13 protein-coding genes and 1 other RNA gene are annotated in these 14,419 nt (G+C 51.5%); 7 read left to right on the top strand and 7 right to left on the bottom strand.

The window, feature by feature from the left end; translation table 11 throughout:
• Positions 1-213: 213 nt before the first annotated feature.
• The 3 genes from GW590_RS04565 (at position 214) to GW590_RS04555 (ending at position 1,445) form a co-directional block, all read left to right on the top strand.
• Entirely contained in the window at positions 214-567 is a 354-nt protein-coding gene (locus tag GW590_RS04565; RefSeq protein WP_169401839.1) for a hypothetical protein, read from the top strand.
• Between the two features lie 260 nt (positions 568-827).
• Complete coding sequence (gene tomB / locus GW590_RS04560; protein ID WP_169401838.1) at positions 828-1,196, top strand: Hha toxicity modulator TomB; 369 nt, start codon at positions 828-830, stop codon at positions 1,194-1,196.
• 45 nt (positions 1,197-1,241) lie between these two features.
• Positions 1,242-1,445 (top strand): HHA domain-containing protein, encoded by a 204-nt coding sequence (locus GW590_RS04555; RefSeq protein WP_009639079.1) that lies wholly within the window; start codon positions 1,242-1,244, stop codon positions 1,443-1,445.
• A gap of 190 nt (positions 1,446-1,635) precedes the next feature.
• Here the strand turns inward: GW590_RS04555 and GW590_RS04550 are convergent, their stop codons facing one another.
• On the bottom strand, positions 1,636-2,574 hold the full coding sequence (locus tag GW590_RS04550; RefSeq protein ID WP_169401837.1) for a LysR family transcriptional regulator: 939 nt from the start codon (positions 2,572-2,574) through the stop codon (positions 1,636-1,638).
• A gap of 139 nt (positions 2,575-2,713) precedes the next feature.
• Here GW590_RS04550 and GW590_RS04545 point away from each other — a divergent pair, with 139 nt between their 5' ends.
• Both GW590_RS04545 and GW590_RS04540 read left to right on the top strand, forming a co-directional pair.
• On the top strand, positions 2,714-4,504 hold the full coding sequence (locus GW590_RS04545) for an adenine deaminase (RefSeq protein WP_169401836.1): 1,791 nt from the start codon (positions 2,714-2,716) through the stop codon (positions 4,502-4,504).
• Positions 4,505-4,567: 63 nt separating this feature from the next.
• Entirely contained in the window at positions 4,568-5,917 is a 1,350-nt protein-coding gene (locus GW590_RS04540) for an NCS2 family permease (protein ID WP_169401835.1), read from the top strand.
• 32 nt (positions 5,918-5,949) lie between these two features.
• On the opposite strand, the gene ffs is transcribed toward GW590_RS04540, so the two are convergent.
• An RNA gene (gene ffs / locus GW590_RS04535) (signal recognition particle sRNA small type) lies at positions 5,950-6,046 on the bottom strand.
• A gap of 142 nt (positions 6,047-6,188) precedes the next feature.
• On the opposite strand from ffs, the gene GW590_RS04530 reads away from it, so the two are divergent.
• On the top strand, positions 6,189-6,497 hold the full coding sequence (locus GW590_RS04530; RefSeq protein WP_169401834.1) for an MGMT family protein: 309 nt from the start codon (positions 6,189-6,191) through the stop codon (positions 6,495-6,497).
• Between the two features lie 235 nt (positions 6,498-6,732).
• Here the strand turns inward: GW590_RS04530 and GW590_RS04525 are convergent, their stop codons facing one another.
• Complete coding sequence (locus GW590_RS04525) at positions 6,733-7,308, bottom strand: YbaY family lipoprotein (RefSeq protein ID WP_169401833.1); 576 nt, start codon at positions 7,306-7,308, stop codon at positions 6,733-6,735.
• Between the two features lie 393 nt (positions 7,309-7,701).
• Here GW590_RS04525 and tesB point away from each other — a divergent pair, with 393 nt between their 5' ends.
• The gene (tesB, locus tag GW590_RS04520; protein WP_169401832.1) at positions 7,702-8,568 is read left to right on the top strand and encodes an acyl-CoA thioesterase II; all 867 of its coding nucleotides are present in this window, start codon (positions 7,702-7,704) and stop codon (positions 8,566-8,568) included.
• Positions 8,569-8,692: 124 nt separating this feature from the next.
• Here the strand turns inward: tesB and amtB are convergent, their stop codons facing one another.
• The 4 genes from amtB to GW590_RS04500 all read right to left on the bottom strand — a co-directional run bounded on the left by amtB (position 8,693) and on the right by GW590_RS04500 (position 14,295).
• Positions 8,693-9,979 (bottom strand): ammonium transporter AmtB, encoded by a 1,287-nt coding sequence (amtB, locus tag GW590_RS04515; protein ID WP_169401831.1) that lies wholly within the window; start codon positions 9,977-9,979, stop codon positions 8,693-8,695.
• Positions 9,980-10,035: 56 nt separating this feature from the next.
• Entirely contained in the window at positions 10,036-10,374 is a 339-nt protein-coding gene (glnK, locus tag GW590_RS04510; RefSeq protein ID WP_009639071.1) for a P-II family nitrogen regulator, read from the bottom strand.
• Positions 10,375-10,720: 346 nt separating this feature from the next.
• Positions 10,721-12,529, bottom strand: coding sequence for a SmdB family multidrug efflux ABC transporter permease/ATP-binding protein (locus GW590_RS04505; RefSeq protein ID WP_169401830.1), 1,809 nt, complete (start codon positions 12,527-12,529; stop codon positions 10,721-10,723).
• Complete coding sequence (locus GW590_RS04500; protein ID WP_169401829.1) at positions 12,526-14,295, bottom strand: SmdA family multidrug ABC transporter permease/ATP-binding protein; 1,770 nt, start codon at positions 14,293-14,295, stop codon at positions 12,526-12,528. The genes GW590_RS04505 and GW590_RS04500 overlap by 4 nt, the downstream gene beginning before the upstream one ends.
• Between the last annotated feature and the right edge of the window lie 124 nt (positions 14,296-14,419).

Here is a 14,419-nt window from a genome sequence, read left to right as displayed (position 1 = left end):
GCGTATTGCGCCTGGGTTAAGAGTTGGCTGGGATCTTACAATGAGCACATTTACAGCAACTTGCGAAAGAACCAGCGGTTATATGGATAAAATCAATATTTATCATTAAGTTAAGCATATAACGATAGCGAAAATATTTTATTGTCATGCAACATTTAAACAAAAAAATATGTAATAATTAACTTGTTAGCCTTTTCTGATAAGATAACGCCTATGAAAAAATGCATCCCTTATGTTTCTCAGGGCAAAGAACTGAGCACGAAGGAACTTAAGCAGATAATAGAATCTAATATTGCAGTGATTGAAGTAGCATTAACTGCTGGTTTAGCTTATTACTCATATAATGCGCACTACACACCTGGTTCATTAGTGATCCAGAGTATTTCATCACTGAATAATCAATCATATTCAATGAGTTACAGTTATGAATGGACGGTTTTCAATGGTTGCCTCGATCTAAACGCAACGGAAGAGGCCAATGAGAAGGTGTCATTTATCGTCAAACCTGACGGGCTGGAGTTTGATATAATTGATTTCGACCCTGCCAGTAGTGAAAATGAATTGTAAGTTTCCGTAATAGGTTTGCATATTTTTCCAAAATTAGATTATATTTACATTGTGTCAGTGATATTACGTCATCATCAACATCCTCCGACGAGATAATGACTTGTGGTTATCGACCATCAAAACATGTACTTTAATTTCTAATCGGGTTAGTTTGTTTTTAGCAGTCCCTGGTTTAGCCTGGATTTTGTTGTTTATCTACAGTTTTTTTGTTTACTCACATAGTGTTATCAACACCGAATGACCATTACGGAGGGGATGATATGGATGAGTACTCGCCTAAGCGACATGATATTGCACAACTGCGGTTCCTTAACGAAAATTTGTATGATGAAGGAATTGCCACACTGGGGGACAGTCATCACGGCTGGGTCAATGACCCTACTTCTGCCATCAATTTGCAGTTGAATGATTTGATAGAGCATATTGCATCTTTCGTAATGAGCTTTAAAATAAAATACCCGGACGAAACCGACTTAAGCGACCTGGTGGAAGAGTATCTCGACGATACCTATACCCTGTTTAGCAATTATGGAATTAACGATTCTGATTTACGTCAATGGCAAAAAACCAAGAAACGACTATTCAGAATGTTCTCAGGGGATTATGACTGCACCCTGATGAAAACTTAAAAGACAATTTAATAAAGTATTTAGATACATAATGAAAAGGCCATGATGAACAAAATCGACTATTTGATGCGTTTAAGAAAATGTACGACAATTGATACGCTTGAACGTGTTATTGAAAAGAATAAGTATGAACTTTCTAATGATGAACTCGAGTTGTTTTACTCGGCAGCCGACCATCGTTTGGCGGAGCTAACGATGAATAAGCTGTACGATAAAATACCGACGGCAGTGTGGAAATTCGTACGCTAAACTTTTCGACCATGACCTCATTGAGCCGATATTTGTCGGCTCAATGCTTTTAAATGGCGCCACGCAAGGCCGTGCTGCTGTGCATCTGCTATTTATTTAATCACCACTGCCGAAAGAAAACATTTGCGTTGCTAATGTTTCCGCTCAACATCTCTCCGGATAATAGCCTTTAGCTTCTCCACCCTGGTGGCTAATCATCCACTGTTTTTATCTGGTTACGAAAAGCCTGTAATAAATATTGAAAACATTGCTCCGTCAAAGGGGAACGTAACGGTGAAATTGTCCGCATCATGGCGATAGTTCTGGTTAATTCCGGTTGCTGCAAATAGACCACGGTTAACTCGTCATCGTTAAGCGTGGAGGTATAAAGCTGCGGCAAAATAGCCAATGCCAGTCGCGATCGCACCAGACCGTATAAGGTTTCCTGGAATTCAACCTGATAAGCGATATCCAAGGTTAAACGATGACTCTCAATCAACGAATTAACCAGCCGATTAATATTTCCTTTAAGGAATAGCGCAATTGGCCGCCGGGATAAATGCCGCCAGGGCAAATGATGGCTCTCCGCCAACGGGTCATCCTTTCGCATCACCACCACAAAAGGATCTTCAAGCAGCGGGAACACTTCAATACTGTCTGGCACTGAACTGTCGAGAGAACCCAACCCGAAATCAATGGCCCCCTTTTGCAACTCCACCAATAATCGGTCATTGGTCAGATCGTGGAACTCGACGCGCAAACCGGGAAACCGCGTGGCCAAAAGTGCGGGTACCGCCGGAAACAGCAGCGTGCTAACCGAAGGCACCAGACCAATACGCAAGGTACCATCCCCGCCCTGCGCCATAATTTGCTGCATATCTTCGAAGGTGTTATGGGCAATATTCAGCAACCGTTCGGCATAAGGCAAAATCGCCAGCCCCTGTTCAGTCAGCGTCACTGCCTGTGCCGTACGGTTAACCAGCTTACTGCCCAATACCGACTCGATTTGCCGCAAGGCGCTGCTTAACGCCGGCTGACTGATCGCCAGACGATGTGCCGTGGTGGTAAAGCTGCGCAGCTGCGCCAGGGTGACAAAATACTGGATCTGTTTGAGCGATAAGGCGGGCAGCCTGCGCCAGGGTTCAGACATAACTCTCCTTTAGTCTTTAATACTGAGCAAACGATGGCGTCAGCATAACCCCTTCTTATCCACTGATAAAATAAATCATCTGTCAAATAGCGCCCCGGCTGCCTACATTAGGGTCCTCCTTATAGAAAGATAAAAAATCATGACGACACAAGCTTCAACTCTGTCACTGCGTCGCCGTGCAGTTCAGGCGGCATTGGGGCAGATCCCTTTTGATCGCCTGCTGAGAAATGCGCAACTTATTGATATGGTCACCGGCGAGATCCGCCGTGTGGATATTGGTATTACCGGCACCATGATTGCCAGCGTCCATCCCTGTGGCGATAACTTTCAAGGGGTTGTTAGCGAGGATCTGGCCGGTGCCTATCTTGCGCCAGGGTTAATTGATACCCACGTTCATGTTGAAAGCTCCCACCTGCCCGCGCATCGTTATGCGCAAATTGTCGTGGCACAGGGGACAACCACTATCTTCTGGGACCCGCATGAATTAGCCAATGTGCTTGGCGTTGAGGGCGTGCGCTACGCCGTGGCATCGAGCCGTAATCTGCCGCTGCGGGTGATTTGCGCTGCCCCTTCCAGCGTTCCCTCAACGCCGGGACTGGAAACTTCCGGTGCTGATTTTGGCGGCGAGCAAATGACCACTATGCTCGCCTGGCCAGAAGTTGCCGGAGTCGCCGAGGTTATGGATATGCACGGCGTCCTCAACGGCAGCGATCGTATGCTGGAAATTCTTGCTGCCGGGCTATGCAGCGGCAAGCTGATAGAAGGTCATGCGCGTGGTTTAAAGGGGGCCGAGCTACAGGCTTATCTCGCTGCTGGCGTCAGCTCCGATCATGAGCTGACTTCGGCAGAAGACGCGCTGGAAAAACTTCGCGCCGGTTTAACGCTGCAAATCCGCGGATCCCATCCCTATCTGCTGCCAGATATTGTCGCGGCGTTACAAACGCTGCCTCATCTGTCGTCACAGATCACCTTATGCACCGACGATGTGCCCCCGGATTTTCTGCTGGAGAAAGGTGGCATGCTGGCCCTGGTTAATACGCTGATTGCCTGCGGCCTGCGGGCCGAGGAGGTATTGCGGATGGCCACGTTGAACGCAGCGCTGCGTCTGCAACGTAACGATCTCGGGCTAATCGCTGCCGGGCGCACCGCCGACTTTTTTACCTTTGATTCGCTGGTAAATATTCAACCCCTACAGGTATTTGTCGCCGGTGAATGCGTTGCCGAACGCGGCCAAATGCTGGCAGAGGTCCCCGCCGCCGCCCCCGGGTTACTGCCGCCGCGTGACACCATGCATCTCGCCCCACTACAGGTTGCAGACTTTCAGTTGAATATCCCCGGTATTAATCACGGCAAAGCGCGGCTCAGACATATCAAAGGTGCCCGCTTTACCCAGTGGGGTGAAACGCTGGTGGACGTTCATCACGGCGTCGCGATGATCCCCGCCGGGTTTAGCCTGATTTGGGTGCAACATCGGCACGGCAAGTATCTCGCTAAACCACAAATTGCATTGCTGGAAGGCTGGGGCGAACTCCGTGGTGCCATTGCCACCTCCTATTCCCATGACGCCCATAACCTGGTGGTGTTGGGTCGTGACCCAGCGGATATGATGCTGGCGGCGAATCATTTGATCGCCTGCGGTGGCGGGATGGCGCTAAGTCAGCAAGGCAAACTGTTGGCCAGCGTTGAGATGCCGATTGCCGGAATGCTTTCCGATCTGCCCGCCAGTGAGTTGGCGGCTCAGTTTAAGCAACTGCGTGAGCGCAGCGCCGACATTGCCGACTGGCAACCGCCTTATCGGGTATTCAAGGCCATTGAAGGCACCTGTCTGGCCTGTAATGCCGGTCCGCATCTTACCGATTTGGGGCTAACGGACGGTACAACTCGCCAGATTATTGACCCTATCCTCGAAGTATGGGCAACAGCAGAATAAATCACAGCGTCTGTCGTCAGGCGCTGATAACAATTTATACGTTTTTTTTCAGGGGACTGCCGCATGACCGAGACATCCGTAAAACAAGCGCCGGCGCTGGCCAGCGAAAGCTGGCTGCAAAGACGATTCAAGCTTCAACAACGCCAAACCACGATCAAGACCGAATGTCTGGCGGGGATCACCGGCTTTTTAGCCGCGGCCTATCTGTTGGTGGTGATCCCCGGCCTGCTGGCCGTCGGCGGCATTGATAAAGGGGCGGCGCTAACCGGCACCATTCTGGTGCTGGTATTCGGCAGCCTGTTGATGGCGTTTTACGCCAATCTGCCTTTTATGGTCGGTCCCGGCATTGGCGGATCGGTGCTGGTGGGCATCACGCTGGCGGGAGACGGTATTAGTTGGCCGATTGGCCTGGGGATTGCCTGTTGGTCCGGCATTCTGTTTTTTGCCCTGACCGTGCTGGGGCTGCGCGAGGTCGTCACCCGCTCGATCCCGGCGTCGATCAAACTGGGTCTGACGGCATCCATTGGTATTTTCGTGGCGCTACTGGGCTTTCGCAATGCCGGGCTGGTACTCGCCAATGCCAAAACTCATTCACTCGGACTTGGCGACTTTACCTCTCCCGGTGCGCTGATTGCCCTGGCTGGCCTGCTGATCGCCATTGGCCTGCAGGCGCGGCGGGTGCCTGGTGCCATATTATGGGCCATACTGCTGGCCACGCTGGCCGGTATCCCTGTTGGTATTACCTCACTGCCGACACAATGGATCGCTCTCCCCCATACCCTCACCCCGCTGCTGGGGAAAATTGATCTGTTAGGTGCCGTCAATATTGCCTTCCTGCCCTTCCTGTTTATCTTTTTTGCGTCGGAGTTTTTCTCGACCATGGGCACTACACTGGCGGTGGGGGGCGAAGCCGGTCTGTTGGATCAACAAGGGAATATGCCGCAGATCAACCGGCCGTTTATGATTGACTCGATTGCCGCAGCGCTCGGTCCGCTGCTGGGAATACCGGCAGCAACGGCGTTGATTGAATCCTCAGCCGCGGCCGAAGCCGGAGGCAAAACCGGGCTGACAGCGCTGGCCGCCGCCGTGATGTTCCTGTTGACCCTGGTGTTAACACCCATTGCCCTGATGATCCCCAAAGAGGCCACCGCGCCAGCATTGATCTTAATCGGCCTGAATATGTTCAGCGGCCTGCGCAAAGTCGATCTGGGCAATTTTACCGAGGGACTGCCGGTTCTGATGATGGTGATGGCAACGCTGATTGCCAATAGCTTCGGCACAGGTATTGCGGCAGGCTTACTGTTTTATGTGGCAATCAAGGTGGTGGCAGGAAAGGGACGCGAAGTACCGCTCAGTCTTTATCTGCTGGCGATCCCGCTGGTCTACTATTTTGCGACGCTGACGCATCATTGATAAAAACGAGGCAGGGCTGAAATTGGTGGAGGCCCTGCCAGCTACATCCCGGCACACACGACACCTGCTATGGCTGCTTCCTTCCGGACCTGACCTGGTTAACAAGTTAGCGTTGCGGGAGAACCAACAGGGCCTCCATTGACGTTGACGGCTTCCAAACTGCGAAGCGGTGGGCATTATCAGCGATGCCCCTGCCAAATGCAAGTTAACTGCCGACAACCGTCGTTTTCTTATACAATCATCGCAGATTATTTTCGCCAGTGAGCTGTGCATGTCTGAAATCGACAATTTCCGCCAACGGGTTTTTCATATTATCGCGGCCATCCCCCTGGGACAGGTCACCACCTACGGTGCTGTAGCGCGTATGGCTGGCTCTCCGCGTGCGGCGAGGCAAGTAGGTGGCGTATTAAAAAAGCTGCCGCCAGGCAGCACCTTGCCCTGGCATCGGGTGGTTAATCGCCATGGGGAGATTTCATTACAGGGGGAAGATTTTAAACGACAGCGTCAGGCGTTGCTGGCCGAAGGCATCATCTTTGCGCAAGGCAAGATAGATCTGCTGAAATATGGCTGGCAAGGCTGAGTCAGAAGATTGGCTACTCGACATAAAAAACAGCGTCTGCATGGCAGACGCTCAGACTGCTGACAAAGTCCGTTATTAGGGAGAGTGCACCGTTGGGGTCGTAGCGGGCTTGCCCGCCGGAGCGCCCCTAGGTGTGCTATGCCCGGGTATCTCGATCATCAAGACGACTCTGTCATCAAACTCAGCGTCTGCATGGCAGACGCTGTTTTTATCTTGCCCGACTAACGATAGATCGTTAGTACATTGGTTGCGCAGGCGTGGTACTTACCGGTGCAGGTTGACTCTCTAACCCGGGATTACTCGGATTACTCAACGGCCCCAACGCGGATGGCTTGGTGGTAACCGGCACTGAGGCCACTGGCACCAACTGCAAGTCAGCGCGGGTACCCTGCGCACCGTTAATCACTTCTTTAATATTATCGGTAATAAAGGTCATTTGACCGTTAACCGTGATCGCCGCACTCAGGATGATATGAGCGTTGGGCTGAATATCCTGTGGGTTATACGGCAGTATAAAGCTGAAAGGTGCCTGCTTACCTTCGGTGCGCGCCACTTTTTGCGCAATAACACGTGAAGGGGCATCAGCCATTGAAGCATCTGACAAGGTAACGGTTAATACCGCATCCGGCGGTAACGCAACGCGTTGTGAGATATTGACGATACCGGAAACATTAGGTCCGGTAATAGCGGGCTGAGTTGATGGGCTCGCTGAAGAATTTGGTGGGACTGGCGGCGGTGTCTGTTGATGTGTAGCACAACTTGCAAGAGCTAAGGACAGCGCGGTTCCACCTACTATCTGCCAAAATTTCATTGATGGATCTCCTTTTTTATTATCATCTTGTCGACGTCTGGTTCTATATGCCGATTTGATTGGAGTAGTAGTTTTGACCACTCCTGCTAATAACTATGGCACATAAATCTGGGATCTTCCTTCCCCTGAGATAATTTACACTTTTCGTGACAAAAAGTATCCACTATCATAAATTGAATAAATCTCGCTATGACAGCGGGTTAGTAGCGATTTGCCGCCAGAAGGTTCCATTGGGCACTCTGGCATTATGAGAACATTCTGAACAGAAAAGACTAACCTTTACTTCTGGCGTCGCGGTTATAGCCGGTATTTGCAAAGGCATCTGGTCATGTCTTTTGACCCTATCGGCAGATTTATTTAGGGTATAAACAGTTAACTTTCACGAGGCCACCTATGAGTCAGGCATTACAAAATCTACTGGATTTGCTGAATCTGGAAAAAATAGAAGAAGGGTTGTTTCGTGGCCAAAGCGAAGATCTCGGCTTAAGACAGGTTTTTGGTGGTCAGGTGGTTGGTCAGGCGCTATATGCAGCCAAGCAGACAGTGCCCACGGATCGCGGCATCCACTCTTTTCATAGCTACTTTCTGCGGCCTGGGGATAGCGCCAAGCCGATCGTTTACGACGTCGAAATTCTGCGCGATGGCAACAGTTTCAGCGCCCGCCGGGTAAAAGCGGTACAGAATGGCAAACCCATATTTTATATGACTGCCTCTTTCCAAAGTCAGGAACCGGGATTTGAACACCAAAATACCATGCCCGATGTGCCGGCACCGGAAACCCTGCTGTCGGAATCCGATATTGCCAAAAATCTGGGCCATCTGATCCCGGAAAAAGTCAGAGAAAAATTTATCGGCCAAAAGCCGATTGAAATGCGTCCGGTTAAATTTCATAACCCGCTGCAGGGGCAAAAAGAGGAGCCGCAGCGTGCCGTCTGGTTTAGAGCCAATGGAGCAATGCCGGACGATTTACGCATCCATCAATACCTGCTGGGCTACGCGTCTGACTTCAATTTCCTGCCTACCGCGCTACAGCCGCATGGTATCGGTTTTCTTGAGCCAGGCATGCAAGTCGCCACCATCGACCATTCAATGTGGTTCCACCGCCCTTTCCGCATGGATGAATGGCTGCTGTACAGCGTTGAAAGCACCTCGGCGTCGGGCGCTCGCGGTTTTGTCAGGGGGCAGTTCTATACGCGGGAAGGGATATTGGTGGCGTCAACGGTGCAGGAAGGGGTGATCCGCCAACGGCAGACGCCGTAGAATTTTAGCGCCGACATAACCCAAGGTCGTCAATTTACAGCAAAAATGCACATGAAAAAGGGGGCGATATTATCGCCCCCTTTTGCTATCTGCTCATTACCCGTTAACAGGCGATGAGTTTAGCTTATTGGTTGTAAGCATTTTCGCCGTGGCTGTTTACGTCCAGACCTTCACGTTCCTGTTCTTCAGGAACACGCAGACCGACGATCATATCAGCGACTTTGTAAGCGATAAAGGCAACAACGCTTGACCAGACCAGCGTGATAATAACGCTCAGCAGCTGGATCCACACCTGGTGACCCATGGTAACGCCTTCGGCATAACCGGTGCCGCCCAGTGAGCTGGCAGTAAACACGCCAGTCAGCAGACAACCGACAATACCGCACACGCCATGCACACCGAACACATCACAGCTATCATCCACGTTCAGCCATTTCTTCAGGGTAACAACACCCCACAGACCAGCTACGCCACCAATCAAACCGATAACCAATGCACCACCCACGCCGACGGTACCACAAGCCGGAGTGATGGCAACCAGGCCAGCAATGGCACCAGAAGAAGCACCCAGCAATGAAGGTTTACCGCGAACCATCCACTCAATCAGCACCCATGACAGGATTGCGCCCGCAGTTGCCATTACCGTGTTCAGGAACGCCAGGGCTGCTACCGCGCTTGCTGCACTGGCAGAACCGGCGTTAAAGCCGAACCAGCCCACATACAGGATAGAAGCACCGGTAAATACCATTGGCAGGTTGTGTGGTTTAAATGCTTCTTTACCGAAGCCCGCACGTTTGCCCAACAGATAAGCACCAACCAGACCAGCGCTCGCGGCGTTGATATGCACAACGGTACCACCGGCAAAGTCCAGCGCGCCATCTGCGGCCAGGAAACCATTTGCCCACACCATATGTGCAATTGGCAGATAAGAGAAAGTCAGCCAGATAACAGTAAAGATCAGCACCGCAGAGAAACGCACACGTTCCGCGATACCGCCAACCACCAGCGCAACCGTAATGGCGGCGAAAGAGCATTGGAAAGCAACGTGAATAAACTGCGCAAAAGTGCCGCTGACCGACGTCAGCGTAATGCCTTTAAGCATGACATTGCTGAAGCCACCGAAGAATGCATTGCCTTCGCTGAAGGCTACGCTGTAGCCATAAAGCATCCACAACACGCAAACCAGAGCAAAAGTGACGATGACCTGAGTCAACATCGACAATACGTTTTTCGAACGCAGCAAACCGCCGTAAAACAGTGCCACGCCTGGGACGGTCATAAACAGCACCAGTGCAGTACAAATCATCATGAAGGCATTATCAGCGCCATTGGCAACCGGATCGGCCGCCATTGCCAGCGTTGGCAGCATGGCTACTGCAGCCAGCCCCATCATGGATAAAAGTTTTTTCATTATCAATCTACCCCTATTACTCTAAATATAAGAGTTCTAATATCCCGAGCCTGTAATTACAGTGCTGCTTCGTCGGTTTCGCCGGTACGGATGCGAATAACGCGTTGCAATTCAGCAACGAAAATTTTGCCATCACCGATCTTGCCGGTGTAGGCCGCTTTACTGATCACATCGATAACTTCATCAAGTTGATCATCAGCGATTGCGATATCAATTTTTACTTTTGGAAGAAAGTTGACGCTGTATTCAGCACCACGATACAGCTCTGCATGTCCTTTTTGGCGACCAAACCCTTTGACTTCAGTCACGGTCAGCCCTTGAATTCCTACAGCAGACAGTGCTTCACGCACGTCCTCCAGCTTGAAAGGTTTGATCACCACAGTAACCAGCTTCATTTTGCCACTCCTCGAATTAAGAGCTTATCGTGATGAGACTCACGCCCGATACGAGATGGTTAAAGCAAAGGCTGTGCCATAGTTGAATAGAAGTGATGATTCAGCAAATTAACCCCGGCTAGCGGCATTTTCGGATTAATCACCGCAGCAAGAACCTGGGTTGTTTGCGGTTTTAAGCCATAAAACCCAGTGAGGAAAGCACCATTTTGGTGCATTCCATGCCATAAAGGTGCATAGCAGTGAGAGGTGACAAAGGCTTTGCCTGATGATGGTGCGAGAAGTGAAAAACAACGGCAAGAAAAACTGGCTGACCGACCTCCCTTAGAGAGGTTGGACAGCCATCAGGTCAGTTCGGCGGCGACAGCGCGACTTGTTGCGAAGAAGCTAATTCCTCGCCAACCAGTTGTAACTGATACATTTGATAATAGCGGCCTTTTTGTTGTAAAAGCTGTAAATGGCTGCCCTGCTCGACCGCCTGACCGCGATGTAAAACCAGAATATTATCCGCCTCGACAATGGTGGAAAGTCGGTGGGCAATGACCACCAGGGTAGTTCGTTGCCTGATCGCTCGTAGTGCACGGGAAATGGCCTGCTCAGTGCCCGAGTCAATATTGGCCGTTGCCTCGTCGAGGATCAAAATCTCCGGCGCTTGCACCAGAACGCGTGCCATCGCCAACAATTGCTTCTGCCCGACGGAGAGATTGTTACCCTGTTCCCCAAGCCGGGTATGGATACCTTCAGGCATTAAGCGCACCAGCGGTGCCAATTGCACCGTTTCCAGCGCCAGCCAGGCCTGTTGTTCATCGACATCGCGACCGAGAGTAATATTGGCCAATACCGTATCCGCCAACACGACCGGGTCCTGCTGCACCATGGCGACACCTTTGCGCAAGCAGGCATGAGACAGCGAGGTCAACGAACGCCCATTGAGCAGGATCTCCCCCTTGTCCAGCGGATAGTAGCCCATCAGCAAATTGGCCAGTGTGCTTTTACCGCTGCCGGTATGGCCCACCAGGGCGACAAAACCACGGGAGGCGACCTGCAGTGAAATATTTTCCAATACCCATTTGCCTGGCTGATAGGCAAAACTCAGATCGCGGATAACAATGTCACCGCCGGTCAACGGTTGACTATCCTCGCCATACTGTTGCTGAACACGATCCATCAAGTCAAAAATGCGTTCTCCGGCAACCACCGCCTGCTGCAGGATCGACTGCTGCGAGGTCAAGGCGATCAACGGCTCATTAAGGCGTGAAAGGTAGTTGATAAAGGCATAAAGCACCCCGACGCCAATACTGCCTTCGGCACTAAAGCCAAACAGCACCAACAACCCACAGAGGATCAGCGATGCAAACAGACTAAGCAAAGGCCGCAGCAAAAAACCTTCCAGCTTCAGCGTCTTCATGCGCGCCAGATAATGAGACTGGCTGGCACGACTCAGGCGTTCACCAAAACGCTGCTGCTGACGGAACTGTTGCACCACCCCCATGCCATTAATAACTTCGTTAAAGCCATCATTGATATCAGCCAGATAGCTGCGTACCTGGCGTACCACCGGCGTGCTGTATATTTGATAGAGTGCCATCACCACCAGCACTGCCGGGAAAATACATATGGCAACCAGCGCCATACGCCAGTCGAGTAAAAACATCGCTACCAGCATGGCGCCGATCAGCGCAATGCTGCGCAGTACGGTAGAGACCACGGTAACGTAAAGATCGCGGATCACTTCAGTGTCGTTGGTGACGCGCGAAATCAACTGCCCTACCGGTTGCGTATCAAAAGCGCTTAGCGGCTGGCGCAGCGCCGCATCCATCACGTCGGTACGTAGGCGTTGCACTACCCCCACCGCCGCGCGGTTAAACAACAGGGCCTGGGAATAATGCAGACCTGCGGCGAGGATCTGTAAAAACAGAAAACTGAGCGCCAGCACGCTGACCATTGCCAGCGGCATATTGCCCTTGGCGACAAAGTTATCGATAAAATAGCTGATAATGATCGGCCCCAACACCTCGGCGGCGGCGGCGACCCACAGCATAATCACGGCAATAGCCAGCGGGCGGCGGTAGGTTTTACCGTAGACCAGCAACCGTTTGAGCGTTGGCCATATTTTGGTTTTTTTGACGCCTTGGGCGTTAGCTAAAGTGGCACTCATGAGACCAGAGGCTCCGCTTGGGCAGGAACATCATCCAATGCCGCTTCAAGTTGCTGATAACGATACATATCGCGGTACCAACCGGCAGAGACTGCCAGGCTGTCATGGCTGCCGCGCTGTAGCAGATGACCGTGGTTAAACACTAAAATTTCGGCAGCATCAACCAGGGCAGACAGGCGATGAGCACTGATAATCACCGTTTTGCCATCGCCCCACTGGCGTAAATTTTGCAGAATTTGATGTTCAGTGCGACCATCAACCGCCGAGAGCGCATCATCAAGGATCAGGATCTCTGCATCAAGCAGCAACGCCCGGGCAATGGCAATACGCTGTTTCTGCCCGCCGGACAGCATCACACCGCGTTCACCCACTTCAGTCTCGTATCCCTGCGGTAATCGCAAAATATCTTCATGAACGCAGGCTTTTATTGCCGCCTGTTCTATTTCTGCACGGGTGGCATTGGGCCGCCCCAGGGCAATATTTTGTGCCACAGTATCGGAAAACAGAAATGGCGTCTGGCTTACCACTGCCAGCCGAGAGCGCCAGTCGTCAAGACGGATCTCGCTTAAGGCGATACCCTGATAGAGGATCTCCCCTTCGCTGATATCAAACTGGCGTTGCAGCAGGGTCAACAGCGTACTTTTCCCTGAACCGGTGGGGCCACAAAGCCCCAATATCTGGCCGGGCGCCAGGCGAAATTGCACATCGTGCAACGCGGGCACAGGGTTTAGCGGATAATTGAAACGGGCAATATTCACCTCGAGCACACCGCGCTCGGCCGACAGCGTGCGGGTACCATCCACCACCGACGGGGCTTCCTGCAACAGGCTGCGAATACGACTATAGGCGGCGCTACCGCGTTCGACGATATTGAACATCCACGCCAACGCCAACATCGGCCAAATCATCAACCCCAAATACATAACAAAGCTGGTCAGTTGTCCAAGGGTCAAATGACCATGAACCACCATCCAACTGCCGCCGCCGATGGCAATCATATTGGCCACGCCAATAGAGACATAAATCGTCGGATCAAAACGGGCATCGACGCGGGCAACGTGCAGATTTTTAATACCGGTATCAGCGGCCACCTCAGCAAACTGCGAGGACTGATGGTTTTCCAGACCAAAGGCTTTGATCATGCGAATGCTGGTCAAACTCTCCTGCGCCTGGTCGTTTAACGAGGAGAAAGCCGCTTGCGCAACTTTAAAACGCTGGTGAAGCTGATCGCCATAGCCTTTAATCACTATCGCCATAATCGGCATCGGCACCAGAGAAAGCAGGGTTAACTGCCAGCTGATCTGCGTGGCCATCACCACCAGCACCACCAGTCCCATCACCAGGGAATCCACCAGCGTCAATACCCCTTCCCCGGCGGCAAACACCACACGGTCGACATCGTTGGTGGCGCGGGCAATCAGGTCACCGGTACGATGACGCAAATAGAAGGCGGGATGCTGGCGGCTAAGCTGCTGATAAAAATTTTGTCGCAGTTCAACCGCGAGTTGATAAGAGGCACCAAACAGCAGCACACGCCAGACATAACGCAGCAGATAGACCAAAATGGCCGTAGCCAGCATCAGGCCAAGCCAGGCAAAGAGTTTGCCGGTCGACAGAGATTTCGCCGTGACACCATCAATAATAATACCAACCAGTTTTGGCGGTAATAATTGCAGCACGGCAATGATGATAAGAAGCGCGACGGCCCCCAGATAACGTTGCCATTCGCGACGGAAGTACCAGGCTAATTGGGCAAACAGTCTCACGCAGATTTTTCCATTTTTTGTTTTTCAATTTTTATTAAGTGCAGGGGCTGTACTGCAGGTATGCGAGATATCGTATACAAGCTCTAGGATAATACCTATCACCGATCTCATCGATACTATTTTT

The sequence above is a fragment of the Rouxiella aceris genome, assembly GCF_012933545.1.
GTDB classification, from domain to species: Bacteria; Pseudomonadota; Gammaproteobacteria; order Enterobacterales; family Enterobacteriaceae; genus Rouxiella; species Rouxiella aceris.
Note: the sequence above shows the minus strand (reverse complement) of the source record. Positions and strands in the feature narration are given on the sequence as shown.

Excerpts from the sequence above, each read along its gene's own strand:
- GW590_RS04565 (WP_169401839.1), top strand. The coding sequence starts at position 214 with ATGAAAAAATGCATCCCTTATGTTTCTCAGGGCAAAGAACTGAGCACG.
- tomB (WP_169401838.1), top strand. The coding sequence starts at position 828 with ATGGATGAGTACTCGCCTAAGCGACATGATATTGCACAACTGCGGTTC.
- GW590_RS04555 (WP_009639079.1), top strand. The coding sequence starts at position 1,242 with ATGAACAAAATCGACTATTTGATGCGTTTAAGAAAATGTACGACAATT.
- GW590_RS04550 (WP_169401837.1), bottom strand. The coding sequence starts at position 2,574 with ATGTCTGAACCCTGGCGCAGGCTGCCCGCCTTATCGCTCAAACAGATC.
- GW590_RS04545 (WP_169401836.1), top strand. The coding sequence starts at position 2,714 with ATGACGACACAAGCTTCAACTCTGTCACTGCGTCGCCGTGCAGTTCAG.
- GW590_RS04540 (WP_169401835.1), top strand. The coding sequence starts at position 4,568 with ATGACCGAGACATCCGTAAAACAAGCGCCGGCGCTGGCCAGCGAAAGC.
- GW590_RS04530 (WP_169401834.1), top strand. The coding sequence starts at position 6,189 with ATGTCTGAAATCGACAATTTCCGCCAACGGGTTTTTCATATTATCGCG.
- GW590_RS04525 (WP_169401833.1), bottom strand. The coding sequence starts at position 7,308 with ATGAAATTTTGGCAGATAGTAGGTGGAACCGCGCTGTCCTTAGCTCTT.
- tesB (WP_169401832.1), top strand. The coding sequence starts at position 7,702 with ATGAGTCAGGCATTACAAAATCTACTGGATTTGCTGAATCTGGAAAAA.
- amtB (WP_169401831.1), bottom strand. The coding sequence starts at position 9,979 with ATGAAAAAACTTTTATCCATGATGGGGCTGGCTGCAGTAGCCATGCTG.
- glnK (WP_009639071.1), bottom strand. The coding sequence starts at position 10,374 with ATGAAGCTGGTTACTGTGGTGATCAAACCTTTCAAGCTGGAGGACGTG.
- GW590_RS04505 (WP_169401830.1), bottom strand. The coding sequence starts at position 12,529 with ATGAGTGCCACTTTAGCTAACGCCCAAGGCGTCAAAAAAACCAAAATA.